Below are 26094 nucleotides of genomic sequence, written 5' to 3'. Positions count from 1 at the left end.
CACCGGGGCCGCTCACAGCAGATTCGGCTCTCCCGGTTCGGCGATCTCCGCGGGGAAGCCGTACTTCTCGGCGAGCTTCGCGATGAAGCCCTCCTTGCGAAGCGTCGCGATATCCGCGTCGATGGCCTTCCCGAGGCTCTCGTTCTTGAGATTCACCGGGAAGTTCGTCTGGCCGACGTTCACGGTCGCGGAGAGGCGGGGATCCGCCTCGATGGGCTTGACCGTCGCCCCCTCGATGGGGTACAGCTTCAGGAGCGCGACGGCGGCCCCGAGCCCGAGCACCGCCCCCTTGATCCGGCCCGCCTGAAAATCCGCGAACTCCGCGTCATTCGTCGTGTAGAGCTTGAGCCGGTCGCCGAGGAGGGCCTGCAGCTCCTCGATCCCGACGAGCGCCTGCCCCGCCCCCACGGTGTCGAGCGCTGCGATCTCGTCGACCGTGCTGATCCCGGTCGTCGACACGACCGAGAGCGGCGAGGTGACGACCGGCTCGCTGAGCCGCACGACCTTGGCGCGCTCGGCCGTGCGGTACCAGCTGCCGAGCGTCGTGTCGGCGCGGCCGGTCTGCACCGAGGTGATCATCGCCGAGGAATCGCCGGGGACGAGCTTCACCTCGAGACACTCCATCTCCGCGATGCGGTTCATGATCTCGCCCTCGATCCCGACGAATTTGCCCTCCTCCATGTAGGCGAAGGGAGGGTAGTCGTAGGTGGCGACGGTGAGCACGCCGGGCGTGATCGTCTCGACGCCGTCGTGAGCCGGCTTACAGCTCTGGTTCGCTGAGCCCGAGGACTCCTGCGGTGCGCTGCACCCGGTGAGCAGCAGCGCGGTGACCGCGCCGAGCGCGGCGATGCGGATCATTCGGTTCTTCATCGATGCCTCCTGGATTCGGTGGAGTTGGGGGTCGTGCTGGATCGGGGCCGAGGCGGACTCACGAGAGAACAGGCTCGGGCGCACGCGCGCGCCGACGTCTCGCGCGCGGTCGATCTCCCGAGAGTCGGCGCTCGAGCCGGCCAGCGAGGACGGCGCCCGGGATTGCGATGACGGCGTACACGAACGCGGCGGCGATGTACACGGACATGTACTGCCAGTTGATCGCGCCGCTGAGATACGCCGCCTGCATGATCTCTGCGACCGTGATGACGCTCGCGAGCGACGTGATGTGGAACATCGTGATCGTCAGGTTGACGAGCGGCGGGATCGAGATCCTCGCCGCCTGCGGCAGGATCACGAAGCGGAAGCGGTCTGCGCGAACAAGCCCGAGCGCATCCGCGGCATCGGTCTGGCCCGGTGGAAGTGCCGCGATGCTCGCCCGGATCATCTCGGCCGAGTACGCCGCCGCGGTCACGGTGAGCGCGACGACCGACGCGGGCAGCGCTTCGAGCAGCACGCCGAACTGCGGGAGCCCGCGGTAGACGAGATACAGGAGTACGAGCGCGGGCACGCCGCGCCCCGTCTCCACGACCACGATCGCGGTCCAGCGGATCCACGCGCTGCGCGACTCCGACAGGAGCGCCAGGAAGAAGCCGAGGGGATAGCCGATCGTGCACGACAGCACGGTGATGAGGATGGCCACGGCCAGTCCCGGGAGCAGACTCGGGACATGAACCGGCCAGCTCCATAGCCAGGAGAAGTCGCTCATAGCACCGCGTACCTCCGAGTCAGGCGGGCGTGGATCACCCTCGACAGCGCGCCGAGCGGCACGCTGAGCACCAGGTAGACCAGGCCCGCGAATGCGAAGAAGGTGAGGCCGTCTCCGAAGTACTGCACCTGCAGTCCCGCGACGAACGTGATCTCGGCGACGCCGATGGTCGAGGCGAGCGCCGACTCCTTGATGAGCCCCACGAGATAGGTGGCGACGGTCGGCGAGACCGCGCGGAAGAGCTGCGGGAAGAGGATGTCGCGCGCCGCGCTCCACGGCCCGAGCCCGAGCGCCGCGCTCGCCTCCCACTGACCGGAGTTGATCGCGTTCAGCCCGCCGCGGTAGATCTCGGCCATGCTGGCCACGGCGATGACGCTCAGCGTGATCATCGCGGATGCGATCGCCGTCAGCGTGATTCCCAGCTGAGTGATGCCGAAGAACGCGATGAACAGCCACACGAGCGTGGGGACGCCGCGCACGAGATGCACGAACGCCCAGTAACAAGCACGGACGGGCGCGAGCCGGCTGCGGGAGAGCAGCATCACGGGCGCGCCCAGCACGATTCCCACCGCGCCCGAGACCGCGGTGAGGAGGATGGTCATGCCTGCCGCAAGGACGATCGCGACCAGTGCCTCGCCCATGTCATCGCCCCAGGACCGCCGAGAGGAAGCGCCGCACGCGCTCGCTCTTCGGCTCGGTCATGATCTGCTCGGGCCGGCCCTGCTCCACGATCGCGCCGTCCACCATCACGACGACGCGGTTCGAGACGTGCCGTGCGAACTCCATCTCGTGCGTTGCGATGAGCATCGTCATACCCGAGTCCGCGAGCTCCCGCATGACGCTCAGGATCTCGGCGCCGACCTCGGGATCCAGCCCGGACGTCGGCTCGTCGAAGAGCATGAGTTCCGGGTCCATCGCGAGCGCCCGGGCGATCGCGATGCGCTGCTGCTGGCCTCCCGAGCACTGGCTGGGATACGCGTCGGCCTTCGCCGCTAGACCGACGCGCTCGAGCAGCGCCCGCGCGCGGCCCTCCGCCTCGGCAGGGGTGCGACCGAGCACCCGTTTCTGCGCGAGCTCGATGTTCTGCGCGGCGGTGAGATGGGGGAAGAGATTGAAGGACTGAAACACCATACCGGCCTGGCGGCGGAGCCTCGCGACCTCTGCGCGCTTCGGAGGAGCGCCGTCGTCGAAGGCGAGCTCGTCCCCACCGATCGCGAGGACGCCGGAGTCGGGAATCTCGAGCAGATTCAGACAGCGCAGGAACGTGCTCTTCCCGGCTCCCGAGGGTCCGATGACGGATATGACCTCGCCTCGCCCGACGGCCAGCGACACGTCGTCGATGGCTCGGTGCGCGCCGAAGCGCTTGACGATCCGCTCCGCGTTGAGGAACGGTCTCAGATTGGATCCGGTGTACGTCGTCGTCGACGTATCGATCACTGCCACGGGTGCTTCTCCTTCTCGTCCTAGATCTCTCGGAACACTTCGTCGTAGAAGCGCAGCCAGTTCTCGCCCATGATCGCGGCGACCTCGCCCTCGGCGAACCCGCGCTCGCGGAGACACCGCTCGGCGTTCGGGAACTGCGCGGGTGACCGGAACCAGTCGAGCGGCGGCGTGGGGCCGGGCTTCGATGCGCTCGAGGCGCCGTACTGGATCTCGCGCGCCCACCGGCCCTGCCGCATCCACTCGACGTACTCGAACCCGCCGTTCTGGTCGAGGTCGGTGCCGATCCCGACGTGCTCGATCCCGACGCGATCGACGGTCCAGGCCACGAGCTCGGACCACCGCTGCGGCGTCGTGTACTCCCCCACCAGGTTGCGGTAGACGGAGACCCCGATGACCCCGCCGCGCTCGTGCAGCGCGTCGAGCACGCGGTCCGACTTGTTGCGCGGGTGCGGGGCCAGCGTCGCCGGGTTCGCGTGCGTGATGGCGACCGGCTGGTCCGACGCCCCGATGGCGTCGAGCGTCGTCCGCTCGCCGACGTGGGAGAGGTCGATCACCATGCCGCAGCGGTTCATCTCCTGCACCACGTATCTGCCGTAGCGGGAGAGACCGCTGTCGTGCGGTTCGTAGCAGCTGCCGCCGATGTCGTTCTGGATGTTGTAGGTGAGCTGGCCGACGCGGGTGCCCATGCGCGCGAAGAGCTCGACGTAGCCGAGGCGCCCCTGCAGGAAGGCCAGGTTCTGGAAGCCCAGGACGATAGCCGTGCGCCCCGACTCGGCGATGCGCCTGATGTCGCTCGACCGGTAGGCGATCTCGACGAGGTCGGCGTTGTCCTCGGCCATGTTGCGCCACTTCACGATCTGGTCCATGGACTCGGTGGCGTCCTCCCAGAAACCGACCGTGACCGTGATCGCCCCGAGTCCGCCCTCGGCGACCTCTTCCAGGTACCGGCGGTCGTCGAGTCGTTCGGTTTCGAGCGGCGAGCAGAGCAGGCTGTCGACGTAGATCATGATGCTCCTCAGACGGATGCGGGCTGGTCGGTGTTCAGCGAGATGAATTGATCGGTGTCGCGGTTCGGATCGGTCGAGCGCTCGACCTCCTCGGGATCGAAGAGGCGCGTCAGACGCTGGCCGGGCACATACACGTCTTTGACGGTGCCGGTGTGCTGCCTCGACAGCGGCGTGTCGGGGTAGAGGCCGGCATTGGCCGGGTAGTAGACGTCCCACCACTGCTGCGCCGGGACCTCGAGACCGTCGAGGATCAACGCACGGAAGGCGGTGCGGTACCGCGCCCGGGCCGCCTCGGGCTCTTCGGGGATGCGCGCCCGGTAGGCGCCGGGGCCGAGCTCGTCGACCCGTGCGAGCTCGACGCCGACCCGTGCGAGCGCGAGCACGAGCCCCGCCTCCGCGCGATCCGGCTCGAACGCATCGAGACGCACGTCGATTCCCCCTGCGGTCGAGGCCGAGGCGATCGCGTGCACGAGTACGTGGCCCACGGCGTGCAGGCTCTGCCCGTGGCAGTCGAGCTCGATGAGGCGCTCCGAGCGTTCGGCCGCCGGAGCACGCCACTCGGGCGCGGAGCCGTCCGGCGCGATCGAACGGGCGAGCGCCTCCCCGAAGCCCTGGACCGCCGTGCGGTCGGCCACGAGGGAGGTCACGAAGAAGTCGCGCGCACCGTGCCAGGATCCCTCGGGGACTCCCAGCGCCTGCATCGCCCGTCCCGCGGCGAGGCGGAGTTCGCGAAACCTCATCGTGATCCGGTCGCCCGCAGGGTGCTCCGGCGCGATGATGGCGCTCTCCTTGGGAGCGAGCGCCGGAAGCACCGCCGCCGCGCGCACGGCCCGGGGCCGCTCGTCCGGCTCCGCGGTCCCTCGCCCTCCGGCGGGCCGATAGGTCCACCACCACGCGTCCGACGGTGCCGTCGCGAGCTCGTCGCGGAAGGGGGCGCCGTCGAAGATGAGACCGAGCACCGAGCGGTTCAGGAAGTCCTCGGTGCGGTCGAGTCCGTGAACGAACGCATTCACGAGACGGACGAGCCACACCGGCACGAAATCGATGTCGTGGGGGTCGGCGTGCGGGACCGCATACGGCAGGCCGCGCAGCGCGAGCGCGGAGCGGGCCATGTGCTCGAGATGGGGGTGCTCCGCGAGAATCGCCCCCACGGGCGTTCCCGCGTCGCTCGCGTCGAGGGCGCCGAGCAGTTCACGGGCCCGCGACGGGTAGTTCGGGATCACCTCGTGCGCGCCCGGCACCTCCTCGGCGGGACCGGAGCGGGGTTCCTCGGCTGCGCGGGACTGGTACCACGTCCGGTCCCGGTGCGCGGGATCGTTCAGCGGAAGCTCGAACGCCCATCCGAACGTCTCGGTGAGCGCCTCGCGGATCTCGCTCGCCGGAGTACGCGGGTCGAACTCGAGGGACTCCTCGAACGCGAGCCGCTTCTGCATCAGCGCGTCAGCGTGATCCGGCGCGAGCTCGATCAGCAGCGTGTTCAGCGTCTGGAGCGCCTCGGGGGCGACTCGAGCGCCGGCGTACCGGTGCACGGCGGCGAGCAGGGTCTCCGCGGAACCGCGGACGAGCTCGCCGCGGCGGGCGGCCCTTACGACCGCGCGGATCCGGCGGAGGTCGGCGGCGAGCTGCTTCCCGCCCGTGAACACCCGGTACCGCGTGTCCTCGAGTACGCGGTACCGGATCGTGCGGTCCAGGAGCGACTCCAGACGGTCGAAACGTGGGTCTCCCGGCTCCAGCGGCAGCTCCAGCACGTGCCGCAGGACCTCGATCGTGAGTGCGATGTAGGAGTGGATGAGGACGGGGCGGTTGTAGACGAACATCACGAGGCCGAGCGCCGACCCGTTGCCGACGCCGATGTGGCGGCGCACCTCCGGCGCCAGGCGAACGGCCGTGGCGGGCGCATCGAGCCGGGCGAGCTCCTCGACGACGTCGACCGAGAGCTCGCGCATGAGATACGCCGAGAGCATCTGAGCGTGATACGACACCGCGAGCGGATGATCGCCGGCGATCGCGGGGAACGACGCGGAACCGAATGTGCCGTTGCCGTCGAGGCCGGTGTTCCGCATGAGATAGCCGACGCGCTTCACCTCTGCGGCATCCGGCTGCCCACCCGTCGCGAGCGAATCGCGGACATGGCGGAAGAGGCGAAGACTCTGGTTGGAGCGCATCCAGATCAGCGTGCCCTCCGGCGCGCGACCCTCGTAGAGCTTCGGGAGCTCGGTCTCCGATGTCTCGATCTGCGCGTCGGTGGCGATGCCGTCGATCAGCGTTCCCAGCATGTCCCAGGAGGTCCCGATGATGCGTCCGGTGCGATTCGCGCCGCGGGGCTCGCGCAGCCAAGCGGCGAAGGTGATGCTCCCGGTCGGCGTGGTGATCGTGTATCTCGCCGAGCCGTTGCCGCGCGCGTCGATCCGGAGTTCGTCGCGGTCGACCCGCCACCCCTCGTGCAGCATCTTCGCCAGAAAGCTTCGCGACGCACTCAGCCGGTTGGGCTGCATCGCCGCGAGGCTCCGCGGGTCCATGACCCGATCCGGGGAGAAGACCTCGTCGAGATAGGGGTTCCGCATCGCATCCGCTCCAATCGTCATCGATTCCGAATAGCCGAGCTCATCGAACAGATTAATTATTATTTAATTTGAATTCAGCTATGTTAAATATACTAGGGAGAGCCGCCGGGGCCGTCAAGCATCCGGCAGGAGGAGTCGGCTACTGTGGATTCACTTCGGGCGAAACGCTCCCACCCGCCGGGTACGCACCGACGGATCCCGCCGCGACGGCCGGCACCGAGATCGCCCTGCGCCCCTGAACGGAGAAACGCTTGTCGGGACCCACCACCCTGCAGTCGGTCGCGAAGACGATTCGTGCGCTCGAGGTCTTCCCGCAGCTCGGGCGAACGACGCTCGCGCTGTCGGAGATCGCCGATGCGCTCGGATGGAGCCGGCCCGCTACGCACCAGTACCTCACCACCCTCCTGCACTGCGGCTGGGTGCAGCAGGACTCCCGCCGCCACTACCGGCTCTCGGTCCGAGCGGCCGCCTTCGGCCGCTTCGCGACGGCGCACGCCGGCGTGCCCGAGCCGGTCACGCGCCGCATGCGCGAGTTGGTATCGCGTCTCGGCGAGGCCATCTCCTTCGCCGTGCGCAACGGCGATGCGGCTCTCATCGTCGAACGCTACGAGCCGGAGCGCCCGCTCTCGGTGCGGCGCGAGGCGGAGCTCCTGCTCCCCCTCCACTCGACGTCGGGGCAGGTGCTTCTGGCGTTCGATCCGCACGCGACCGACGAAGAGCGCCGCCCTCACGCCGAGGCGATCGGGGAGATCCGAGCGCTGGGCTACTCGCTGCACCGGGCGATCTGGATGGGCGACGCGATCGAAGTGGTCGCCGTACCGATCATGCAGGGCGGCGAGTGCCTGGGCGCGCTGAGCGTGATCGCGCCCGAGGGCCGGATGGAGCTCGAGGTCGCGATCGAGGAGCTCCTGACCGCCCGCAGCGAACTCGAAGCGGAATTGAACGACGACCCGGGCGACGGCGGGACGACCGAGGCCGCCCCGCCTCTCCGCGGCTGATCGGGCCCTCTCGGCGGCTGATCCGGCGGAGCGCAGCCGGGCCGAGAGCACGTCCACCATGGGCTCGGCCGACCGGCCCGCACGCCGTGTCGGAGGCCCCGTCTACACTGACCCCATGACCGAGACCATCACCTCCGACGACCTGCCGGTGCTGCGCATGCGCGCGCTGGGACTGACGGCGGACGCGGCGGGGTCAGGGGCGGGGGCGGGCTCGGGATCCGACCGCGTCGCCGCGGTCGCGCACCGCATGCTCGCCGTGCAGGGACAGGATTGGCGCTCCTCCCGCTGGGCGCTCGGCGCGCGCGCGGCGAACCTGACCGGGAGCGAGGTCGGCGTCGCGGATGTCGCCGCGGCCTTCACCGAGGGCAGGATCGTGCGCTCGTGGCCGGTCCGCGGCACGATCCACGTCGTCCCGGCGGAGGACGTCGGGTGGATCCAGGCGGCGACGAACCGGAAGCCGGTGGCGGGCGCGGCGAGGCGACGCGAGCTCCTGGGCATGAGCGACGAGGTGCTCGACCGGCTCATCGACGTCTCGCGGGAGGCGCTCGCGGGACTCGCGGCGCGGGGCGAGGGACTCGACCGCGACGGGCTCGCCGCGGCCTGGACGGAGGCCGGCATCGACTGGAAGAGCGCCTGGCGCTATCACGTCATCTGGTGGCTGTGCCAGAACGGGCTCGCGACCTTCGGACCGACCGACGGCTCCGTCGAACCCCGCCTCGTGCTCGCGGAGGAGTGGATCCGGCATCCGCGCACCCCTGACGACCCGCTGGCCGAGCTGGCCGCGCGCTACGCCGCCGCCCGCGGCCCCGTCCGCGCGAAGGACCTCGCGTGGTGGGCGGGCCTCACCGCGGCCGAGGCCGGGCGCGGGCTCGAGGCCGCCGCGGAGTCGGGGGCGCTCGAGCGGGTGCGGCTCGCCGGGGTGTCGGGGGCCGCTGGGGCGCTGTGGGCCTCCCCCGAGGTGCTCGGCTCCGCGGCCGCAGTTCCCGACTGGCTGCTCCTGCCGTCCTTCGACGAGCACCTGCTGGGCTACGCCGTGCGCGACGCGCAACTCGCGCCCGAGCACTTCGAGCGCATCGTCCCGGGCCGCAACGGCGTGTTCCTCGCGACCGTCGTGCATCGCGGGAGGGTCGCGGGCACGTGGAGGAGGAACGCTCGCAAGGGCGGCGGCATCGGGGTCGCCCCGTTCCCGGGGGCGCGGATCGATCCGGCCGCGCTCGCCTCGGAGCACGCCCGGTGGTCCGAGTTCCACGGGCTCGAACCAGGTCCCGTCGAGCTGGCCGAGGCGGCCGGCGGCTAGCATACGGTCATGAAGTTCGAGCTCGTCGCCGTCGCCACGGTGGTCATCCTCGTCGGCGCGTCGATCCTGGGCAGCAGGATCCGCGTCGCCGCCCCGCTGCTGCTCGTGGTGCTCGGCATCGGCATCGGCTACCTCCCGTTCGTCCCCTTCGTAGAGATCGACCCGGAGATCATCCTGGTGGTCGTGCTGCCGCCGCTCCTCTACGCAGCGGCCGTCAACGTGCCCATCATCGACTTCCGCCGCAACTTCCGGCCGGTCATCGGGCTCTCCGTGATCCTCGTCGTCATCTCCGCCGTGGTGGTGGGCTTCATCGTGCACTGGATCGTCCCCTCGATCCCCCTGCCCGCCGCGATCGCGCTGGGCGCCGTCATCAGCCCGACCGACGCCGTCGCGGCCACCTCGATCGGCAAGCGGCTCGGCATGCCGGAGCGCGTGGTCTCGATCCTCGAGGGCGAGAGCCTGGTCAACGACGCCACCTCCCTCGTACTCCTGAAGACCGCCGTCGCGGCGGTCGCCGGCAGCTTCGCGCTCTCGACGGCCACCGGCGCGTTCTTCTTCTCCGTCTCGGTCGCGGTCGCGGTCGGCTTCGCGATCGGCCTCATCACCGTGTGGATCCGCTCGAAGCTCACCAACCCGGTGCACGACACGATCGTCTCGTTCATCGTGCCGTTCGTGGCGTTCATCCCGGCCGAGGAGCTGCAGGCCTCGGGCGTGCTCGCCGTGGTGGTGACCGGCCTCTACACGGGCCACCACGCCTCCCGGAGGTTCAGCGCCTCCGCTCGCATGAACGAGCGCCTCAACTGGCGCACCGTGCAGTTCATCCTCGAGAACGGCGTCTTCCTCCTGATGGGCCTGCAGCTGCACTCCCTCGTCGATCAGGTGGGCGAGAGCGAGCTGCGGATCGAGCACATCGGCCTGCTCTCGCTCGCGCTCGTCGCGATCCTCATCGTCTGCCGAGCCGGCTTCATGGTCCCGCTCATCGCGAGCATGCGCGGCATCACACGGCAGTACGAGCGCCGCAAGGCGGGGTACGCGCAGCTGAACGAGCGGGTGCAGAGCTCGGGGATCGCCGAGCGCACCGACGGGCGCATGCGCGAACGGCTCCGGCGGCTCGACATCCGCACCCGCCGCTCCGCGGCCGACCTCGACCACGAGCGCGAGCAGCAGCTGGGCTGGCGCGACGGCGCGGTGCTCTCGTGGAGCGGCATGCGCGGCGTGGTCACCCTGGCCGCGGCGCAGTCGATCCCGACCACCGTGCCCTACCGCCCGCAGATCGTGCTCGCGGCGTTCGCGGTCGCCGTCGTCACGCTGCTGCTGCACGGCCTCACGCTGCCTGCGTTCATCCGCAGGCTGTGGCCCGACGGCGCCGGGGCGGGAGGCGAGAAGGCCGAGCTCGCCGCGCTCGGCCGGGACCTCTTCGAGGCCGCCGACGACGCCATCGCCGACGCGGTCGCCGAGCAGGCCGGCCCCGCGGCCGAGGGCGAGGCGCAGCGCCGGGAGGCTCTCGAGGCCTCCGTGAGGCGCGCACGGGAGAGCGCGAAGAGCGCGCTCATCCCGATCCTCGTCGCGGCCGCCCCCACCGCACCGGTCGACGTGCAGGGGCCCGAGACCCCGGGGCAGATGTATCAGCGGCTCGCCCGCCTCGCTCTGGAGGCCCAGCGGGAGGCGCTGCTCGAGGAGCGGGCCATCGGGCGCTACAGCTCGCGGGCGCTGCGCGCCGCCGAACTCGCGCTCGACGCCTACGAGACCCGGCTCTCACCCCGGACCGAGCACTAGCGGGCCGCGCGGTTCTCAGGCGAACTCCGCGCCCGAGGCGGCGAGCTCCTTGAGCGCGGCGACGGAGCTCTCCGGCGCGACGCCCGCCACGAGGTCGGTGAGCACGCGCACGCGGATCCCGAGCCCCAGCGCGTCGAGCGCGGAGGCGCGCACGCAGTAGTCGGTCGCGATGCCCGCGAGGTCGAGGCGATCGACGCCGCGCTCCGCGAGCACCTCGGCGAGGACGCGCCCGTCGGTCGTCCGGCCCTCGAACGCGGAGTAGGCCGGCTCGCCCATGCCCTTGCGCACGTGCACGTCGACCCGGTCGATGTCGAGCGCCGGGTGGTAGTCGGCGCCCTCGGTGCCCCGCACGCAATGCGGGGGCCAGGTGGTCTCGAAGTCGGGTTCCGCGCCGTCCACCGCGAAGTGACCGCCGTTGTCGCCCTCCGGCTCGTGCCAGTCGCGGGACGCGATCACCAGGTCGTAGCCGTCCGAGGTTCCGAGCAGCTCGCTGATCCGCTCAGCGACCGCGTTGCCGCCCGGCACGCCCAGCGCACCGCCCTCGGTGAAGTCGTTCTGCACGTCGACGATCAGCAGCGCCCTCGTCATGATCCGGCGTCCCTCCCATGCTCCGGTGTTCCCCGCCTTCCCGGGACCGACCGCCCCGAGCTCCCCGTTCCAGACTACGACGCGCGCGGGCCCGCGACCACCCCGGGGCCCATCGACACGGGCGCATCCGTGTGCGTGTTTCGGGGGCTCGCCGACGATGGAGCGCCCGAAAGGCGCACGCCGATTCGGGATCGCGTCGGCGGCCCGGGCACCCTGACTCGGCGGCCGCAGCGCGCAAGGGGTGGGGACGCGCTGCGTTCTCGCCTCAATCCTCCACGCGCACCGGGTTCTGGTGGTGGCTGAAGACGATGCTCGTGCGCGTGGACGAGACGGCCGGGTGGGCCGACAGGTTCTCCATCACGAAATCGCGAACGTGATCGGAGTCGCGCACCGCGAGGTGGATGATGAAGTCCTCGACCCCGCCCAGGAAGAAGAGCTGCATCACCTCGGGCAGGGAGCGCAGCTCCTCGCTCAGCTCGGCGATCCGCTGGCGCGCCCCCGAGCGCACCGTCACCCCCACGAGCACCTCGAGCCCGAGTCCCATGGCCCGCGGGTCGACCGTGGCGGTGAAGCCCGTGATGATGCGCCTCGACACGAGGCTGCGCACGCGCGCGATGCAGGTCGACGCCGCGACCCCCACCCGCTCGGCGAGCTCGGCGTTGGTGATGCGGCCGTTGGCCTGCAGCTCCTCCACGATCTTGCGATCGACGTCGTCGAGGTCCGCGTCCGGGCGCAGATTCTTCGATCCATCAGACATCGCACACCACCTTTCACTTCATTTTCTTCCATAATAGCGACCGCATCCGAAGAGAATTCGCGCTTTACTTGCGGAATGCGAATATGCTGCACAATCGGAGTCATCCTGACAGCGCCCGTCGCACCGACGGAGGGTCGCCGACGGGCAGATGGTTCACACACCGCATTCAACATCTCTGGAGCAGATCATGCGCGTCGGCATTCCCACCGAAATCAAGAACAACGAGAACCGCGTCGCCATCACGCAGGCCGGCGTCTTCGAGCTGGCCCGCCGCGGCCACGAGGTGCTCGTGCAGGCCGGCGCCGGAGTCGGTTCGGCGATCACCGACGAGGAGTACGCCGCCGCCGGCGCGAAGCTCGTCGCGACCGCGGACGAGGTGTGGGCGCAGGCCGACATGATCCTCAAGGTCAAGGAGCCCATCGCCGCCGAGTACGCCAGGATGCGGCGGGGCCAGGTGCTCTTCACCTACCTGCACCTCGCAGCCGACCGGACCCTGACCGAGAAGGTGCTCGAGTCGGGCACCACCGCCATCGCGTACGAGACCGTGCAGCTGCCCAACCGCGCGCTGCCGCTGCTCGCCCCCATGTCCGAGGTCGCGGGCCGCCTGTCCGCGCAGGTGGGCGCCTACTCGCTCATGAAGGCCAACGGCGGGCGCGGCGTGCTGCTCGGCGGGGTCACCGCGACCCGTCGCGGCAAAGTCGTCGTGATCGGCGGCGGCGCCGCCGGCGAGCAGGCCGCCCGCATCTCCTACGGCATGGGCGCCGAGGTCACGGTCATCGACATCGCGATCCCCCGCCTCAAGCAGCTCGAGGACGAGTTCGGGGGCCGCATCCAGACCCGCACGTCGAACGCGCACAACATCACCGAGGCGCTGCGCGACGCGGACCTCGTGATCGGCTCCGTGCTGATCCCGGGCGAGAAGGCGCCGAAGCTCGTCACCGACGAGATGGTCGCGCAGATGAAGCCCGGCTCGGTGCTCGTCGACATCGCCATCGACCAGGGCGGCTGCTTCGAGAACTCGCGCCCCACCACGCACGACGACCCCACCTTCCGGGTGCACAACTCGATCTACTACTGCGTGGCGAACATGCCGGGCGCGGTGCCGGAGACCTCGACGGCGGCCCTCACCAACGCGACGCTCCCCTACGTCGTCTCCCTCGCCGACAAGGGCTGGGTCAGGGCGCTGAACGACGACGCCGCGCTCGCCAGGGGCCTCAACGCGCACGACGGCGTCATCACGAACGCCGGCGTCGCCGACGCCTTCCCGGAGCTCGCCTCCACGACCGTCGAGGGCGTGCTCGCGGTCAACGCCTAAGCGAGAGGGCGTACCCTGGATCCCATGGATCTGAAGTTCACGTTCGGAGGGGCGTCACCGGATCATCGCGATCACGGCGGCGCCCCTTCCGGCATTCCGCTGCCCTTCTCAGCAGCCCCCGCGTCGACCAGCGGCGTGCTCGAGGTCCACGTGCGCGGCACGGGCCGCACGATCGTCGCCGAGGCGCTTTCGGGCGACGGCGTGGTCTACTGCGACGCCGAGGTGGCGGCGGGCGACGAGGATCCGGCGGCGCTCGCCCGCGCCGCCCGCTCGGCGCTGTCGCGCGCGGTCGCGGCGCTCGAGGGGCCCCTCGCCGACTCGGTGAGCGCGGTGGTGGTGGATCTCGGCGGGGCGGAGGTCGCGGTGCTGCGGGAACTCGGACTCGCGGTCGACGCGGCGCAGGATCCCCCGGCCCACGTCGACGAGGCGCTGCAGCGGCGCGTCGGCGTTGCCTCAGGGACCCCGATCCGGCTCGGGGCGTAACGCTCCCGTCGCCCATGACGGTGCCCCGCGGGCGCCCCGGCTCCTCACGACTATCCCTGGAATCTGATGATCCTCTCGAGCGCCTCGGCGATCGCGGCCTCGCCCGCCGCGTAGGAGAGCCGCACCGCGCGGTCGCCGGCGGCCGGGTCGAAGTCGACGCCGGGCACGACCGCGACGTCGGCGCCCTCGAGCAGGGCGCGCGCGTAGCGCACCGAGTCGCCGAAGCGCTCGAGCTGCGGCCCGAGATCGGAGTAGTAGTAGAACGCCCCGTCCGAGGGAGCGGCCGCACCCCAGTTCAGCGCCGGTTCCGCCTCGAGGATCAGCGAGCGCGCCCGGGCGAAGCCCGCCACCGCCTCCTCGCGCTCCGCGTAGCTCTCCTCGCTGAACGCGGAGAGCGCGAATTCCTGCGCCGGTGCCGGCGGTGAGAGCGCGAAGTTCGACGCGAGCGCCTCCATGGGGGCCAGGAGCGACGGCGGCAGCAGCGCCCAGCCGAGACGCCACCCCGTCATCCCCCAGTACTTCGAGAAGGAGTTGACGACCACCGCCTCGGGATCGAGTTCCCGCGCGGTCACCCCGCGGGGATCCGGATCCCCCGGCGCGGGGAAGGTGATGCCGTGGTAGATCTCGTCGCTGATGAGGCGCGCTCCGCCGCGGCGGCACCACTCGACGAGCGCGGTGAGCTCGCCGCGGCCGAGCATCGTACCGGTCGGGTTCGCCGGCGACGCCACGACGAGGCCCGCGAGCGGTCCGTGCTCGGCGACGGCCGCGTCGAGCAGCTCCGGCGTCGGCTGGTAGCGGGTCTTCGGGCCGGTCGAGATCTCGATCACCTGCACGCCGAGCGCGGCGAGGATGTTGCGGTAGGCCGGGTAGCCGGGGCTCGCGAGCGCCACCCGGTCGCCCGGGTCGAAGGCCGCGAGGAACACCAGCTGGAACGCGCCCGACGATCCGGTCGTCACGGCGACGGTCGCGGGATCCACCTCGACGCCGTACCAGGCGCGGTAGTGGCCCGCGATCGCCGCTCTGAGCGGGGTCGTGCCGAGCGGCCCGGTGTAGCCCGCCGGCTTCAGCGTGCCGGGAGCGGGGCGGGCACTCGGCTCTCCGGCGCACAGCGAGACGACGTCGTGGCCGTCGAGCCGGCGCCGCGCGATCTCATCGGTGATGCGCATGACCTCGAAGGCGGGGATGCCCGAGCGCGCGGAGGGTCGGAGCGCTCGCGGAGCGCTCGCGTCGCCGACCCCCGAGAGGGTGCCCTCGATCGCGGCGGGAATCGTCCCGCCCGCACCCCCGTCGCCCCGCGCGGGGAGTCCGCGCGACGGCGGGGTCTTGAAGGGGCCGCCTGCTCTCACCATGCCTCCACGTTAGCGCGGCTTCGGCGTTCGAGCAGGCGAAGGTAACCGGAGAGCGCCGCGAGCCCCTCGGCCGTGCCGGGGAGGCCGTCGCCCAGCCGGTCGGAGGAGACGAGGTGCGTCGCCCACTGGGCGCGGCTGACGGCGACGTTGAGCCGGCCCCGCATGAGCAGGAACTCGAGGCCGCGCGGCACGTCGTCGGGGCTGGAGGCCGCGAGGGAGACGACCGCGATCGCCGCCTCCTGGCCCTGGAACCTGTCGACCGTCCCCACGCGCACCCGCCGGTGTCCCGCCGCGGCGAGCGCCTCGGCGACGCACTCGACCTGCGCGTTGTAGGCGGCGACCACGATGAGGTCTTCCTCCGTGAGCTCGCGCGAGCGGTCGCCGTCGCGCAGCCGCCCGCGCAGTGCCTCCCCGACGATGCGCACGACCTCTTCCGCCTCCTCCTCCGAGCTCGTCGAGTTGCCCGCGTGGCTCACCGGGTGCCACACGAGCCCCGCGGGCCCGGCACCGGTCGCCTCGCGCCGCGAGGCGGTCGGGTGCGCGCGGAGCCGCCCCTCGTAGGCGAGCTCGGAGACGACGTCGGCGAGTTCGGGGCGCATGCGCCGGCTCTCGGCGAGGAAGTACCCGAGGTCGTCGGGTACGGTGTCGTGCTCGCCGAGCAGCCAACCGAGTGCCGAGGTGTCGACCGGCTCGGGGTGGCTGCCCTGGGACACCTGCGGCAGCTGCTGGGGATCCCCGAGCAGGAGCAGGCGCTCGGCGGCGACCGAGGCGGCGATGGTGGGGGCGAGGGAGAACTGGCCGGCCTCGTCGATGACGAGGAGGTCGAGGCCGCGTCGCTCGAAGCGGGTCTCGTTGCTGAAATCCCACGCGGTGCCCCCGATCACGCAGCCGCGGCCCGCCTCGCGATGCGCGAGCGCGAACCGCAGGTGGCCGTTCTTCGGCAGCACCGTGTAGGCGGGACCGTCTCCGTCGGCGTGAGACCCGCCGGTGTGAGACCCGCCGCCCTGGGGCACCTTGCCCACGAGCGCCGGGTCGAGCCCGGCGGCGACCGCTCCTTCGAGCACGTTCTCGACGACCCGGTGCGACTGCGCGACGACGCCGACGCGCCAGCCGTGCCGCTCGACGAGACGGCGGATCACGCGAGCCGCGAGGTAGGTCTTGCCCGTGCCGGGAGGCCCCTGCACCGCGACGTAGCCGCGCTCCAGCCGGCGCAGGCCGGCGACGACGGCGCCGATCGAACGGGAGCGCTCGTCCCCATCGACCGCGGCGAGCGCCTCGGCCGAGTCGGGCGGGACGAGCGGGGACCCCCCGGCCGCGCGCGGCGGCGTGCGCCGGAGCAGGTCCACGACCGGGTCGCTCGGGAAGCCGCCGCGGTCGAGGGATCGCGCGAGTTCGGCGCCCCACTCCTCGATGGCGCTCTTCTGCGCCCCCGCCGGGGGCGGGGGGCCGGGCACGAGCGCGGTCGGCAGTGCGTCGTAGCGCTCGGCGCCCCCGATGAACTCCTCGACGATCACCCCGTCGTCGAGGCGGTCCGCGATCCTCACGCGACGCACGCCGCGGGCGCCGGGAGCCGCCCCCGGCTGGGGGAAGGGCGCGGGGTGCTCGTACAGCAGATACGCGTCGCCGCCCGCGCGCAGGCTGCTGCCCGGAGCGAGCTCGCCGCGCAGTCGCAGCCGCCTGCGCTCGGCCCGGGCGCGCGGCGGCACGAACCAGTCGGCGAGCACCCCGCTCCGCGCCCGATCCACGATCAGCACGTCCCGGGTGTCGGCCCAGTCCTCGATCGGGTCGACGAGCCGCGCGAAGTGCGTCCACCAGAACGCCTTCTGCTCGCGCTGGTGGTAGTCGATCGCGCTCGCGGCGAGCGCCGCCGCGGTGCGGTCGCGAGCGGCGAGCTCCGTGCCCGATGCTCCGTCCGCGTGCCTTCCGAGCGCGGCTGCGACCGGGCTGAGCTCGAGTGGCGGCGCGGCCTCGTCCCCGACCTCCGATGCCGGGAACGGCGCGACGGCGTGATCGGCGGCGATCCCCAGCAGCCAGTCGCGCAGTCGCAGCGTGGAGACGCAGTCGTAGCGGTTGTAGTCGGCGATGGCGTCGAGCCGGCGCCGCCCCTCCGCCCGCTCGGCGGCATCGCCGGAGGCCAGCTGCGCGCTCGCCTCCGCGTACTCGGTGACCGACTGCGCACCGCTCGTCACCCCGCCCTCGTCGCGCAGCTCGGCCCCCATGTACAGGGGCTCGAGCTTCTTGATGGAGTAGGAGCGCGAGCCGACGCGCAGCGCCCGGCGCACGATCGGGTACAGGTCGACGAGCACGTGCTCGCGCAGCAGCCGGTCGACCTCGGCCTCGCCCGCGCCGTGCCTCGCGGCGATGCCGAGCAGGTGCGCCCGCTCGTACGCGGCGTAGTGGTAGACGTGCATGCCCGGGTGCCTTCGACGCCGCTCGGCGACGAGCGCGAGGAAGTCGAGCAGCGCCCGCTTCTCGGCCTCGAGGTCGTGCGCCCACAGCGGGGTGAAGGCCTGCCGGGCGTCGACCATGCCGAAGAGGTAGTCGAGGCCCCACCTCGCGGTCTCGTCCGCACCGGGCTCCCGGTACATGGGGTCGCCCTCGAAGTCGAAGAAGAGATCGCCCGCATCCGGCTGCGGAATGGCGGCGAGCGCGCCGGCATCGACCACCCGCACGGGCGGCCTGCCGCCGGGCACGGCCTCGACCTGCACGGCGGCCTGCTCGGCGATGCGGGCGAGCGCCGCGTCGCCGATCCCGGCGACGGGGCGCTCCGCCGGGCCCGCACCGGCCGACAGCGCGGCCACCGCGTCGATCGTGTCCGCCCCGGCGGCGACGAGGGCGTCGCGCTGCGCGCGCCGGATCCCGGCGATGAGCAGCGGATCCCGCGTCCGCTCCACCTCGGGCTCGCACACCTCGCAGCGCCCGCAGGCCGCGACCCCGTCCGCTCCCCACGCCACGGCCGCGGCGCTCTCGCGACGGCCGTCGGCGCCCACCGCCCGGCAGCGCTCCAGCAGCAGCCCGTGCAACCGCGCGCGGCGAGCGCGGAACACCGGGGCGATGTCGGCGACGCGGTGACGGGACCTGGATCCGTCGCCGAGGATCAGCACGGCCTCCGGCGACACCGGTACGCCGATCCGCTCCAGCTGCTCCGCGTACGCCGCGAGCTGCATGAGCGCCGTGGTCTTCGCCCGCCGCGCGAGCTTCGCGTCCTGCACCTCGTAGGCGCCGTCCGCCCCCAGCAGGAGGAAGTCGGCGAATCCGACGAACCCGATCTCGGGGTGCCCCCGCTGCGGCGGACGCTGCGAGGGATCGAAGAACGTCGCCTGGAACACGACGCCGGCGCGCCCCTCCAGGGATGTCCGCGTCTGCGCGGAGACCGCCCGCAGCTCGGACTCGTCCATCGAGGCCGGGCGGGGGATCTCCACGACTCCCCCGGGCTGGCCGACCGCTCCGGGCCCCAGGCTCGCGCGGTACGCGTCGAGCGTGCGCTCCTCGTGCGCGTCGCCCAGCCGAGCCGCGCGCGCCAGCATCGGGTCGTCGTCGGGCGGGACCCGCACGTCGCGACCGAGCTTCGCGTCCACCCGGCGCAGGAACGCGAACTCGCAGGCGCTCGCCGCGGTGAGATCGCTCGCGCTCGTGACGATCCGATCCCCGCCCTCCTCGCGTGCCTGGACGAACATGCGCACTCCCTTCGCCGCTCGGGCCGATCCCGTTCTCGTCTCCGACGCTACCGCGGGCCCCGGACATGCACCGCGGAAAGCCCCGTCGCGCCACGCCGATCGACGCGCGGCGCGGCGGCCCGGGCCCCTACAGCCGCGCGATCTCGTCGATGTCCTCGAGGAACGCCGCCTGCTGCTCGTCCGAGACCGTTGCGCGCGTCACCGCGAGCGCGGCGAGATAGTCGTCCGTCGCCAGCTGGGCGGGCTCGTCCGAGCTCCGCCCGACACCGGTCGCGAGGGCGCGGGCGAGCCCCTCCTGCGAGGCCCGCCGCGCCGCGTACTCGATATCCGCCGGGGTCAGGCCCCCGCTCTCGCCGACCAGACGGGGGAAGTCGATCCCGGCCGCGATCTCCGCGGGCACGTAGCGGCGCCAGATGGCCTCCCGCGCCTCGGCATCCGGCAGGCCGATCGGCAGCACGTAGTCGAAGCGGCCGTGCCGCAGGAACGCGGCGTCGAGGCCCCGCACGAAGTTGGTGGCGCAGATGAGCAGCATGCCCTCCCGGGCGCGAAAGTCGGCGACGATCTTCAGCAGCTCGTTCGTCACGCCCTGCGTCGGCGTCGGCGGATCGCTGCGCCGCGAGGCGATCTCCTCCACCTCGTCGATGAACACCACGCCGTGCTCGAGCTCGTCGACGCGCTCGAAGACGCTGCGCAGCGATGACGCCATGCTGTTCGCCCCATCCCCCAGACGCGACGGGAACACCTCGACGAACGGCCAGTCGAGGCGCGAGGCGACCGCCTTCGCGAAGGTCGTCTTGCCCGTACCGGGCGGGCCGAAGAGCATCACCGCGCGCGGCGGCACGACCCCGTAGCGATCGGCGAGGTCGGGCTGCGCGAGCGGGGCGACCAGCCGCTCCTCGAGCAGCCGCTTCTCGCGGCGCATGCCGGCGACGTTCTCCCAGAGGTGCCGGGGCAGGATCCTGCCGCCCAGGTCCTTCAGCAGGTCGAGCTCGCGGCGCTGCACCGGCATCTGCCGCTCGAGGTAGCGCAGGCTGTGGCGCAGCTGGAACCCGTTCGAGGTGAGGAGGTCGAGGCGGCTCCCCTCGGGCATCAGCACGGAGAGCATCGAGAGGCCGAGCGGCGCCATCTTGCGCTCGAGCGCGTCGAGCAGCGCACCCGAGACGTTCTCCGAGCGGGCATCCTCGGAGACGCCGAAGAACACGATCCACCCCTGCGCGTGCGCCGCGCGGCCCACCGCCGCGGCGACGATCTCCTCGTCGCGCACGGCGACGACCGCGTGGTCCTCTCGGCAGGAGGCGGTCACCTCGGCGAGCGAGTACACCGGCTGCTCGGCCGAGGATCGCGCCTCCCACCACAGCCGCACCACGGCGTCGAGGTCGTCGTCGTGAAACTCCCTGATGTGAATGCGTCCCATGCAGCGATCATGCCAGACGCGACCGGCGCTCGGGGCCGGGACAGCCGAAACATCTGTGACAGCCGTGACAGCGACGGCGCCCGATGGCGGCCACGACCGCGCGGCGCCCTCCCGGGGCGCCCGCCTATGCTCCCCGCACCGCCGGCGGCTCTCCGAGCATCTGCCGGCGCAGCAGCGCCGTCAGCGCCAGCGAGACCCCGCACAGCCCGACGAGCAGCAGCAGGCCGATGGCGAACGAGCCGAACAGATCCTTGAACCACCCCATGGCGAAGATCGCGAACAGGGCTCCGATGTTCGCGAACATGTTCGAGAAGCCGTTGATGCTCCCCGTGAAGCGCGTGCCGAGCGCGCGCACCGGGATCGCGAAGAGCGGCCCGAAGTAGATCTGCAGGAAGAACTGGTTGATCGCGATCAGCGCGACGAGCGGGATCAGCTCGTCCACCGCGATGATGCCGATGAACGTCCCCGAGACGACGAGCAGCGAGACGACGATGACGGTGAGGGGCCGGTCGAAGCGGTCCGAGACATAGCCGCCGCAGATGTTCGCAGGCGCTGTGAGCGCGGCGCCCACGGCGAGCACGAGCCCCGCCGTGGTGAGGTCGAAGCCCTTCTCGACCACGAGGTAGGTCGGCCACCACGCCATCGTCGCCATCGTCACCGCGAGGCGCACGAACTGGATGCCGCCGCAGATCCAGAGCACCCGCCCGCGCATGATCTCGAGGAGATCGCGCACCCGGACGCCCTGCAGGTCCCTCCCGGGCGTGTCGCGGTCGGGCAGGGCGAGGTAGAACGCCACGAACAGGAAGCCCAGGATCGAGAAGATCATGAACAGCGTCCGCCACCCCAGATCGTCGACGAGGAGGGGGCCGAAGATGTTCAGGAAGATGTTCGACGAGAAGCCGAGTGCGACGAAGAGCCCCATGGCGGTCGCCCTGCGATCGCTCGGGAACCGCCTCGTGACGAGCAGCATGCCGGAGGCGAACATGAAGGATCGGAACACCCCCGACACCGCCTGGTTCGCGATGAGCCACCCGAGGGTCGGGAGCAGCGCGAAGCTGAAGGAGAGCAGGTTCACCCCGACCGCTCCGACGAGATACACGCGCTTCGCGCCGAAGCGGTCTGAGAGGTATCCGGCCGGGATCTGCATGAGGGCGTAGGTCGCGGTCGAAGCGGCGGCGAGCAGGCCGGCCTGCCCGTAGCCGATCCCGAGATCGGACCGGATCAGCGGCAGGAACAGCGAGACCCCGACCATCGCGAGCGACTGCGAGGTCTGCACGAGGACGACGGCTGTGACGATCCACGCGCGCACTCCCCGCGCCGCCGCCGCCCCCTGCCCGCTCGCGCTCACGCGGCCGCCTACTCCGCCGACTGGCTCTCGACGACCGGCAGCAGGTCGAGCGCGAGCAGCACCCGCGCCATGTCCCGGTACGAGCGCAGGTTCAGACCCGACAGCTCCTCGATGCGCGCGAGACGCTTGTGCAGAGTGTTGACGTGCACGGAAAGCTCGGCCGCGGCCTCGGGGGCCTGCCCGCTGTGCTCGACCCAGGCCTTGAGCGTCTTCACCAGACCGGCGTCTCGCTTCTCGTCGTACCGCTGAACGTCCCCGAGGGTGCGCAGCACGAACTCCCGCACCTGCGCGATCGACATGCTGCCGGTCACATCCACGAAGGCGCCGAAGTCGTCGTAGAAGGCGACGCACTGGTCGCTCGAGGCGATCCCGCGCGCCATCCGCGCCTCCCCGAGCCGGCTCTCCAGGGTCTCGACCCCGTCGGCGAGCGAGCTCACCCCGATGCAGATGACCTCCTGCAGGCGATCGATCACGGCCAGCGCACTCGCGCGCGCGGGCAGCGAGCCGCGCAGCAGGACCAGCACGTCGGCCCCGTCCGCGACCGCGGTCATCACCGGCCACCCCGCCGAGCTGAACGCACCGGGTCGCCGGCTCAACCGGACCGCGGCCTCGGGGGTCGGGGTGCTCACGATCGCCAGCCCGAGCCGCGTGTCGGTGCCCACCTCGAGCAGCGCGCGCATCTCCTTCAGCTGCGAGGCGTTCAGCAGTCCCCGGCTCATCGCGAGCAGCGCCATCGGCAGTGCGTGGTTCGCCATCGCGCTGTTGGCGGAGCGCGCCTGGACGTGCGCCCCGATCACCAGCGCCGCCTGCTTGGCGACGACCTGGTCGAACTCCTCGTCCGGGCCGATCCGCGGTGTCAGCGCGATGAGGCCCGCGGGCCGGGCTCCGGGGCCGCCGTCGATGCGCAGCAGCGTCACGTCGCCGTCCTCCGGGATCGACGGCACGCCGAACTTCAGGGGCGAGTGCTCCCGCGCGACGGCTCGCAGCTTGTCGATGTCGTCGCGCTCCGCCTCGAGCGCGAGCTCCTCGCCATCGGCTCCCACTACGAGCACCGAGCGCTTCAGCGAGGAGGCGAGCAGACGGGCCGTCTGCTCGACGGTCAGGGCCGACTGATCCGCCAGCAGGCTGATCATGCGCGACTGGGCGAGATGGATGTGCCTCAACTGCGAATTGTCCTCCTGCAGCCTCGAGTGCACGTCCTCGAGCCCGCGGCGCAGCCGCTCCCCGTTGTCGGCGATGGTCGCGGTGACGAGGCTCACAGCGGTCAGACGGGCCAGCAGGCGCACGGTGCCCGCCTCCTCGGGGGTCACCGTGTGCTCATCGGCCCAGTAGCAGTTGAGCACGCCGATGACCGCCCCCTCGCGGGCGATCGGAGCGAAGTACATCGACACGGCCCCCATCCGCTCGAGCCGCTTGCGGCCCGCCGAGCCCTCCGCGTACTCCGCGGTGAGCACGTAGCGGGGCTGCCCCGTGCTGAAGACCTCCACGCTGGGGTTGCGCTGGCCCGGCAGATTCTGGGAGAAGGTCGCGTCGCCCAGCCCCTGATACTCGCTGATGTCGTCGATACCGGTGCTGTGACCGCCGACGACGAGCTGATCGTCGTCCGAGCGGATCCGCACGAGCACGGCGCGGCACCCGAGCGCGCTCCTCACGTACTCGCAGATGTGGTCGAGCGTGTCCCCGAGCGGGCGGAAGGAGTCCGCGTCGAGCGAGGTCTCCGCGATGAGCAGCAGGCTGTCGACAGCGCTCTCCTCGGAGGTGCCGGGGGAAACCGTATCTGTCATGAGTCTTCTCGCTTTCTCGTGTGCGTCAGTGCGTGCGGCCGACCAGGGGGTACATGTCCCGCTGGTAGTACGCGAGCGGGGTCTCGTCGAGCTCGTCCTGCCCGGCGGCGACCACCTCGCCGAAGAAGAGCCCGTGCGTGCCCCGGTGCTGCAGATCGACCACTCGGCAGTCCATCCAGGCCGCCGCACCCGTGACGACCGGTGCGCCCGTGACCCTCGGCTCCCACTCGACGCGGCTGAACCGCTCCTCCTGCGACATGCCGGGGGTCGCGAAGAGCTGGGCGATCTTGCCGTGCGAGCCGCCCAGGATGTTGACGCAGTACGCGCCGGCCTCCTTGACGGCCTCGTAGCCGCGGTTGCGCGTGTTCAGGCAGATCAGCACGGTCGCCGGGTCGAGGGTGATCGAGGTGAATGAGTTGATCGTCATCCCGACCGGTCCCTCCTCGGTGCGCGCCGTGGCGAGCACGACGCCCGTCACGAGGCGAGACATCGCGCCGCGCAGATCGTGCGGATTCACCGCCGAATACGGTTGCTGGTTCATGGTCCGTTTCCCCTCTCCGTTCCCGTGCCGGCATGCCGCGAGGCGGTGGCGAAACTCATGGGCCTGCCGAGTCTCGGGTCTTCCGCGGCGTAGTGGCAGTCGCTGAGGTGCCCGTTGCCGAGCTCGCGGGACTCGGTCGGAACGGTTCGGCAGCGCTCGGGCTCGCCCAGCGCCTGGTAGAGCCAGCAGCGCGTGTGGAACCGGCAGCCCTCGGGCGGGTTCGCGGCGTTGGGCATGTCGCCCTTGAGCACGATCCGCTCGCGCTTGGCCGCGCGCTCCTTCACCGGATCCGGGAGCGGCGCCGACGAGATCAGCGCGCGGGTGTACGGGTGCTTCGGGTTCGAGAACACCTCGTCCCGCGGGCCGCTCTCGACGATCCGCCCGAGGTACATGATCGCGACGTGGTCGCTGATGTGCCTGATGACACCGAGGTTGTGCGCGATGAAGAGATAGGTGAGGCCCATCTCCTCGCGCAGGTCCATGAGCAGGTTCAGGATCTGAGCCTGCACCGAGGCGTCGAGCGCCGAGACCGGTTCGTCGCACACCACGAACGAGGGACCGACCGCGAGTGCTCGCGCGATGCCGACGCGCTGCCGCTGGCCGCCGGAGAGCTCGTGCGGCTTGCGGTCGAAGAAGCGCCCGTCGAGGCCGCACAGATCCATGTAGCGGCGTACCCGCCGCTCGCGATCGGCGCCGCGGGTGCCGATGCGGTGGATCGCGAGGGGCTCGCCGACCGTCTCCGCGACCGTGCGGCGCGGGTCCAGGCTGCTGTACGGGTCCTGGAACACGATCTGCGCCCGCCGCCGGTAGGCGGCGAGCTCGCGGCCCCGGGCGTGCGTCACGTCGGCGTCGTCGAACTCGATCGTCCCGGAGGCCGAGGGCTGGAGGCGCATCACCGCGCGCCCGAGCGAGGTCTTCCCCGACCCCGATTCGCCGACGAGCGAGGTCACGCTGCCTGCGGGGACGTCGAGGTGCACCCCGTCGACCGCGCGGAAGACGCTCCGGCCGGCCCCCACCGCGCGGCTCGCGGCGTACTCGACCGAGAGATCACGAATGCGTACGAGAGAGCGACCGGCCATCGAGCCAACCTCCATCCTCGGTTGCGAAACAGCGCGCGGCGGTCACGCCGCCGTGCCTCGGGGTCAGCGCGGGCGCTCGTTCCTCGCAGACACGGCGGGTGAAGGCGCAGCGCTCCGCGAAGGCGCACTGGATGCGACTCACGGAGCTCGGCAACGGCGGCGATCCCGGCATCGCCGGCAGGCGACCGGAGCGCTCCGTGTCGATGCGCGGCAGGGCCTCCATGAGACCCCGGGTGTAGGGCATCCGGGGGTTCGCGAAGATCGGCTCCACCGGCCCGGATTCGACCACCTGCCCCGCATACATGACCGAGATGTCGTCGCACAGGCTCGCGGCCACGCCGAGGTCGTGGGTGATCCACAGGCAGGCGACGTCGGTTTCGGCGACGAGGCGCTGGATCAGATCGAGGATCTGCGACTGGATCGTCACGTCGAGCGCGGTCGTCGGCTCGTCGGCGAGGATCAGCGCGGGCTCGCAGGCGAGCGCGAGCGCGATGACGATGCGCTGCCGCATGCCTCCGGAGAACTCATGCGGGTACTGCCTCAGCCGGGCCCTCGCGTTCGGGATGCCCATCATGTCGAGCAGCTCGATCGCACGCGCATCGGCGGCCCTCCCGGTCGAGATGCGGTGGGCGCGCAGGGACTCCTTGATCTGGAAGCCGATCGGCAGCACGGGGTTGAGGGTGGTCATCGGGTCCTGGAACACGAAGCCGACCTTCGCACCGCGCAGCGCGCGCAGCCTGGCCTTCGAGGCGCCGACGACCTCGGTCCCGGCGACCCTGATCGATCCGGAGACGACGTCGGCGCCGGGCGGGAGCAGGCCGACGATGCTGAGCGCCGTCATGCTCTTGCCCGATCCCGACTCGCCGATCAGACCGCGCACGCGGCCGCGCGCGATCGAGAAGGACACGTCGTCGAGCACGCGCACCGGGCCGTTCGGAGTCGGGAGGTCCATCGTCAGGCCGACGACCTCGAGCGCGGGGGCCTCGGCGGCTCCGGCAGCCGCCGGAGCGTCATTCGTTACCTGCACGCTCATGG

General features: G+C 71.5%; 21 protein-coding genes. 5 read left to right on the top strand and 16 right to left on the bottom strand.

What is annotated here, in order from left to right; translation table 11 throughout:
• Positions 1-12 precede the first annotated feature (12 nt).
• From D1J51_RS10080 to D1J51_RS10055, 6 genes are read right to left on the bottom strand one after another with little or no spacing between them, the layout of a single operon-like run.
• The gene (locus D1J51_RS10080) at positions 13-870 is read right to left on the bottom strand and encodes a substrate-binding periplasmic protein (protein WP_119075064.1); all 858 of its coding nucleotides are present in this window, start codon (positions 868-870) and stop codon (positions 13-15) included.
• Between the two features lie 58 nt (positions 871-928).
• Positions 929-1639 (bottom strand): amino acid ABC transporter permease, encoded by a 711-nt coding sequence (locus D1J51_RS10075; protein ID WP_119075063.1) that lies wholly within the window; start codon positions 1637-1639, stop codon positions 929-931.
• Positions 1636-2280, bottom strand: a complete 645-nt coding sequence (locus tag D1J51_RS10070) for an amino acid ABC transporter permease (RefSeq protein WP_119075062.1) — start codon at positions 2278-2280, stop codon at positions 1636-1638. The genes D1J51_RS10075 and D1J51_RS10070 overlap by 4 nt, the downstream gene beginning before the upstream one ends.
• Before the next feature lies 1 nt (position 2281).
• Complete coding sequence (locus tag D1J51_RS10065) at positions 2282-3082, bottom strand: amino acid ABC transporter ATP-binding protein (RefSeq protein ID WP_119075061.1); 801 nt, start codon at positions 3080-3082, stop codon at positions 2282-2284.
• A gap of 20 nt (positions 3083-3102) precedes the next feature.
• Positions 3103-4089, bottom strand: coding sequence for a dipeptidase (locus D1J51_RS10060; RefSeq protein ID WP_119075060.1), 987 nt, complete (start codon positions 4087-4089; stop codon positions 3103-3105).
• A gap of 8 nt (positions 4090-4097) precedes the next feature.
• The gene (locus D1J51_RS10055) at positions 4098-6674 is read right to left on the bottom strand and encodes a hypothetical protein (protein WP_162903753.1); all 2577 of its coding nucleotides are present in this window, start codon (positions 6672-6674) and stop codon (positions 4098-4100) included.
• Positions 6675-6904: 230 nt separating this feature from the next.
• Here D1J51_RS10055 and D1J51_RS10050 point away from each other — a divergent pair, with 230 nt between their 5' ends.
• The 3 genes from D1J51_RS10050 (at position 6905) to D1J51_RS10040 (ending at position 10724) form a co-directional block, all read left to right on the top strand.
• A complete protein-coding gene (locus D1J51_RS10050) occupies positions 6905-7651 on the top strand; it encodes an IclR family transcriptional regulator (protein ID WP_119075058.1) in 747 nt (248 codons plus the stop codon).
• Between the two features lie 115 nt (positions 7652-7766).
• Positions 7767-8948, top strand: coding sequence for a winged helix DNA-binding domain-containing protein (locus D1J51_RS10045; protein WP_119075057.1), 1182 nt, complete (start codon positions 7767-7769; stop codon positions 8946-8948).
• Positions 8949-8957: 9 nt separating this feature from the next.
• Positions 8958-10724 (top strand): cation:proton antiporter, encoded by a 1767-nt coding sequence (locus tag D1J51_RS10040; protein WP_119075056.1) that lies wholly within the window; start codon positions 8958-8960, stop codon positions 10722-10724.
• A gap of 15 nt (positions 10725-10739) precedes the next feature.
• On the opposite strand, the gene D1J51_RS10035 is transcribed toward D1J51_RS10040, so the two are convergent.
• Both D1J51_RS10035 and D1J51_RS10030 read right to left on the bottom strand, forming a co-directional pair.
• Positions 10740-11312, bottom strand: a complete 573-nt coding sequence (locus D1J51_RS10035; RefSeq protein WP_119075055.1) for a nicotinamidase — start codon at positions 11310-11312, stop codon at positions 10740-10742.
• A gap of 265 nt (positions 11313-11577) precedes the next feature.
• On the bottom strand, positions 11578-12069 hold the full coding sequence (locus D1J51_RS10030; RefSeq protein ID WP_119075054.1) for an Lrp/AsnC family transcriptional regulator: 492 nt from the start codon (positions 12067-12069) through the stop codon (positions 11578-11580).
• Between the two features lie 187 nt (positions 12070-12256).
• Here D1J51_RS10030 and ald point away from each other — a divergent pair, with 187 nt between their 5' ends.
• Both ald and D1J51_RS10020 read left to right on the top strand, forming a co-directional pair.
• On the top strand, positions 12257-13384 hold the full coding sequence (ald, locus tag D1J51_RS10025; protein ID WP_119075053.1) for an alanine dehydrogenase: 1128 nt from the start codon (positions 12257-12259) through the stop codon (positions 13382-13384).
• Between the two features lie 24 nt (positions 13385-13408).
• Positions 13409-13867, top strand: a complete 459-nt coding sequence (locus D1J51_RS10020; protein ID WP_119075052.1) for a hypothetical protein — start codon at positions 13409-13411, stop codon at positions 13865-13867.
• A gap of 50 nt (positions 13868-13917) precedes the next feature.
• On the opposite strand, the gene D1J51_RS10015 is transcribed toward D1J51_RS10020, so the two are convergent.
• The 8 genes from D1J51_RS10015 to D1J51_RS09980 all read right to left on the bottom strand — a co-directional run bounded on the left by D1J51_RS10015 (position 13918) and on the right by D1J51_RS09980 (position 26092).
• Entirely contained in the window at positions 13918-15216 is a 1299-nt protein-coding gene (locus D1J51_RS10015) for a pyridoxal phosphate-dependent aminotransferase (protein ID WP_119075051.1), read from the bottom strand.
• On the bottom strand, positions 15210-18893 hold the full coding sequence (locus D1J51_RS10010; protein WP_119075050.1) for a TM0106 family RecB-like putative nuclease: 3684 nt from the start codon (positions 18891-18893) through the stop codon (positions 15210-15212). Before D1J51_RS10010 ends, D1J51_RS10015 begins: the two co-directional genes overlap by 7 nt.
• Before the next feature lie 127 nt (positions 18894-19020).
• Positions 19021-20307: an ATP-binding protein gene (locus D1J51_RS10005; RefSeq protein ID WP_119075049.1), complete on the bottom strand. Its 1287-nt coding sequence runs from the start codon at positions 20305-20307 to the stop codon at positions 19021-19023.
• Between the two features lie 124 nt (positions 20308-20431).
• On the bottom strand, positions 20432-21655 hold the full coding sequence (locus D1J51_RS10000) for an MFS transporter (protein WP_119075048.1): 1224 nt from the start codon (positions 21653-21655) through the stop codon (positions 20432-20434).
• Between the two features lie 8 nt (positions 21656-21663).
• Complete coding sequence (locus tag D1J51_RS09995; RefSeq protein WP_119075047.1) at positions 21664-23439, bottom strand: helix-turn-helix domain-containing protein; 1776 nt, start codon at positions 23437-23439, stop codon at positions 21664-21666.
• Positions 23440-23464: 25 nt separating this feature from the next.
• On the bottom strand, positions 23465-23980 hold the full coding sequence (locus tag D1J51_RS09990; RefSeq protein WP_119075046.1) for a flavin reductase family protein: 516 nt from the start codon (positions 23978-23980) through the stop codon (positions 23465-23467).
• Positions 23977-25059: an ABC transporter ATP-binding protein gene (locus D1J51_RS09985; RefSeq protein WP_119075045.1), complete on the bottom strand. Its 1083-nt coding sequence runs from the start codon at positions 25057-25059 to the stop codon at positions 23977-23979. The genes D1J51_RS09990 and D1J51_RS09985 overlap by 4 nt, the downstream gene beginning before the upstream one ends.
• The gene (locus D1J51_RS09980) at positions 25028-26092 is read right to left on the bottom strand and encodes an ABC transporter ATP-binding protein (protein ID WP_119075044.1); all 1065 of its coding nucleotides are present in this window, start codon (positions 26090-26092) and stop codon (positions 25028-25030) included. Before D1J51_RS09980 ends, D1J51_RS09985 begins: the two co-directional genes overlap by 32 nt.
• Between the last annotated feature and the right edge of the window lie 2 nt (positions 26093-26094).

The sequence above is a fragment of the Leucobacter sp. wl10 genome (assembly GCF_003569785.1).
Classification (GTDB): domain Bacteria; phylum Actinomycetota; class Actinomycetes; order Actinomycetales; family Microbacteriaceae; genus Leucobacter.
This window is presented reverse-complemented; position numbering and strand designations above follow the sequence as displayed.

Coding starts and splice junctions, on each gene's coding strand:
- D1J51_RS10080 (WP_119075064.1), bottom strand. CDS start 870: ATGAAGAACCGAATGATCCGCATCGCCGCGCTCGGCGCGGTCACCGCG.
- D1J51_RS10075 (WP_119075063.1), bottom strand. CDS start 1,639: ATGAGCGACTTCTCCTGGCTATGGAGCTGGCCGGTTCATGTCCCGAGT.
- D1J51_RS10070 (WP_119075062.1), bottom strand. CDS start 2,280: ATGGGCGAGGCACTGGTCGCGATCGTCCTTGCGGCAGGCATGACCATC.
- D1J51_RS10060 (WP_119075060.1), bottom strand. CDS start 4,089: ATGATCTACGTCGACAGCCTGCTCTGCTCGCCGCTCGAAACCGAACGA.
- D1J51_RS10055 (WP_162903753.1), bottom strand. CDS start 6,674: ATGACGATTGGAGCGGATGCGATGCGGAACCCCTATCTCGACGAGGTC.
- D1J51_RS10045 (WP_119075057.1), top strand. CDS start 7,767: ATGACCGAGACCATCACCTCCGACGACCTGCCGGTGCTGCGCATGCGC.
- D1J51_RS10040 (WP_119075056.1), top strand. CDS start 8,958: ATGAAGTTCGAGCTCGTCGCCGTCGCCACGGTGGTCATCCTCGTCGGC.
- D1J51_RS10035 (WP_119075055.1), bottom strand. CDS start 11,312: ATGACGAGGGCGCTGCTGATCGTCGACGTGCAGAACGACTTCACCGAG.
- D1J51_RS10030 (WP_119075054.1), bottom strand. CDS start 12,069: ATGTCTGATGGATCGAAGAATCTGCGCCCGGACGCGGACCTCGACGAC.
- ald (WP_119075053.1), top strand. CDS start 12,257: ATGCGCGTCGGCATTCCCACCGAAATCAAGAACAACGAGAACCGCGTC.
- D1J51_RS10020 (WP_119075052.1), top strand. CDS start 13,409: ATGGATCTGAAGTTCACGTTCGGAGGGGCGTCACCGGATCATCGCGAT.
- D1J51_RS10015 (WP_119075051.1), bottom strand. CDS start 15,216: ATGGTGAGAGCAGGCGGCCCCTTCAAGACCCCGCCGTCGCGCGGACTC.
- D1J51_RS10010 (WP_119075050.1), bottom strand. CDS start 18,893: ATGTTCGTCCAGGCACGCGAGGAGGGCGGGGATCGGATCGTCACGAGC.
- D1J51_RS10005 (WP_119075049.1), bottom strand. CDS start 20,307: ATGGGACGCATTCACATCAGGGAGTTTCACGACGACGACCTCGACGCC.
- D1J51_RS09995 (WP_119075047.1), bottom strand. CDS start 23,439: ATGACAGATACGGTTTCCCCCGGCACCTCCGAGGAGAGCGCTGTCGAC.
- D1J51_RS09990 (WP_119075046.1), bottom strand. CDS start 23,980: ATGAACCAGCAACCGTATTCGGCGGTGAATCCGCACGATCTGCGCGGC.
- D1J51_RS09985 (WP_119075045.1), bottom strand. CDS start 25,059: ATGGCCGGTCGCTCTCTCGTACGCATTCGTGATCTCTCGGTCGAGTAC.
- D1J51_RS09980 (WP_119075044.1), bottom strand. CDS start 26,092: ATGAGCGTGCAGGTAACGAATGACGCTCCGGCGGCTGCCGGAGCCGCC.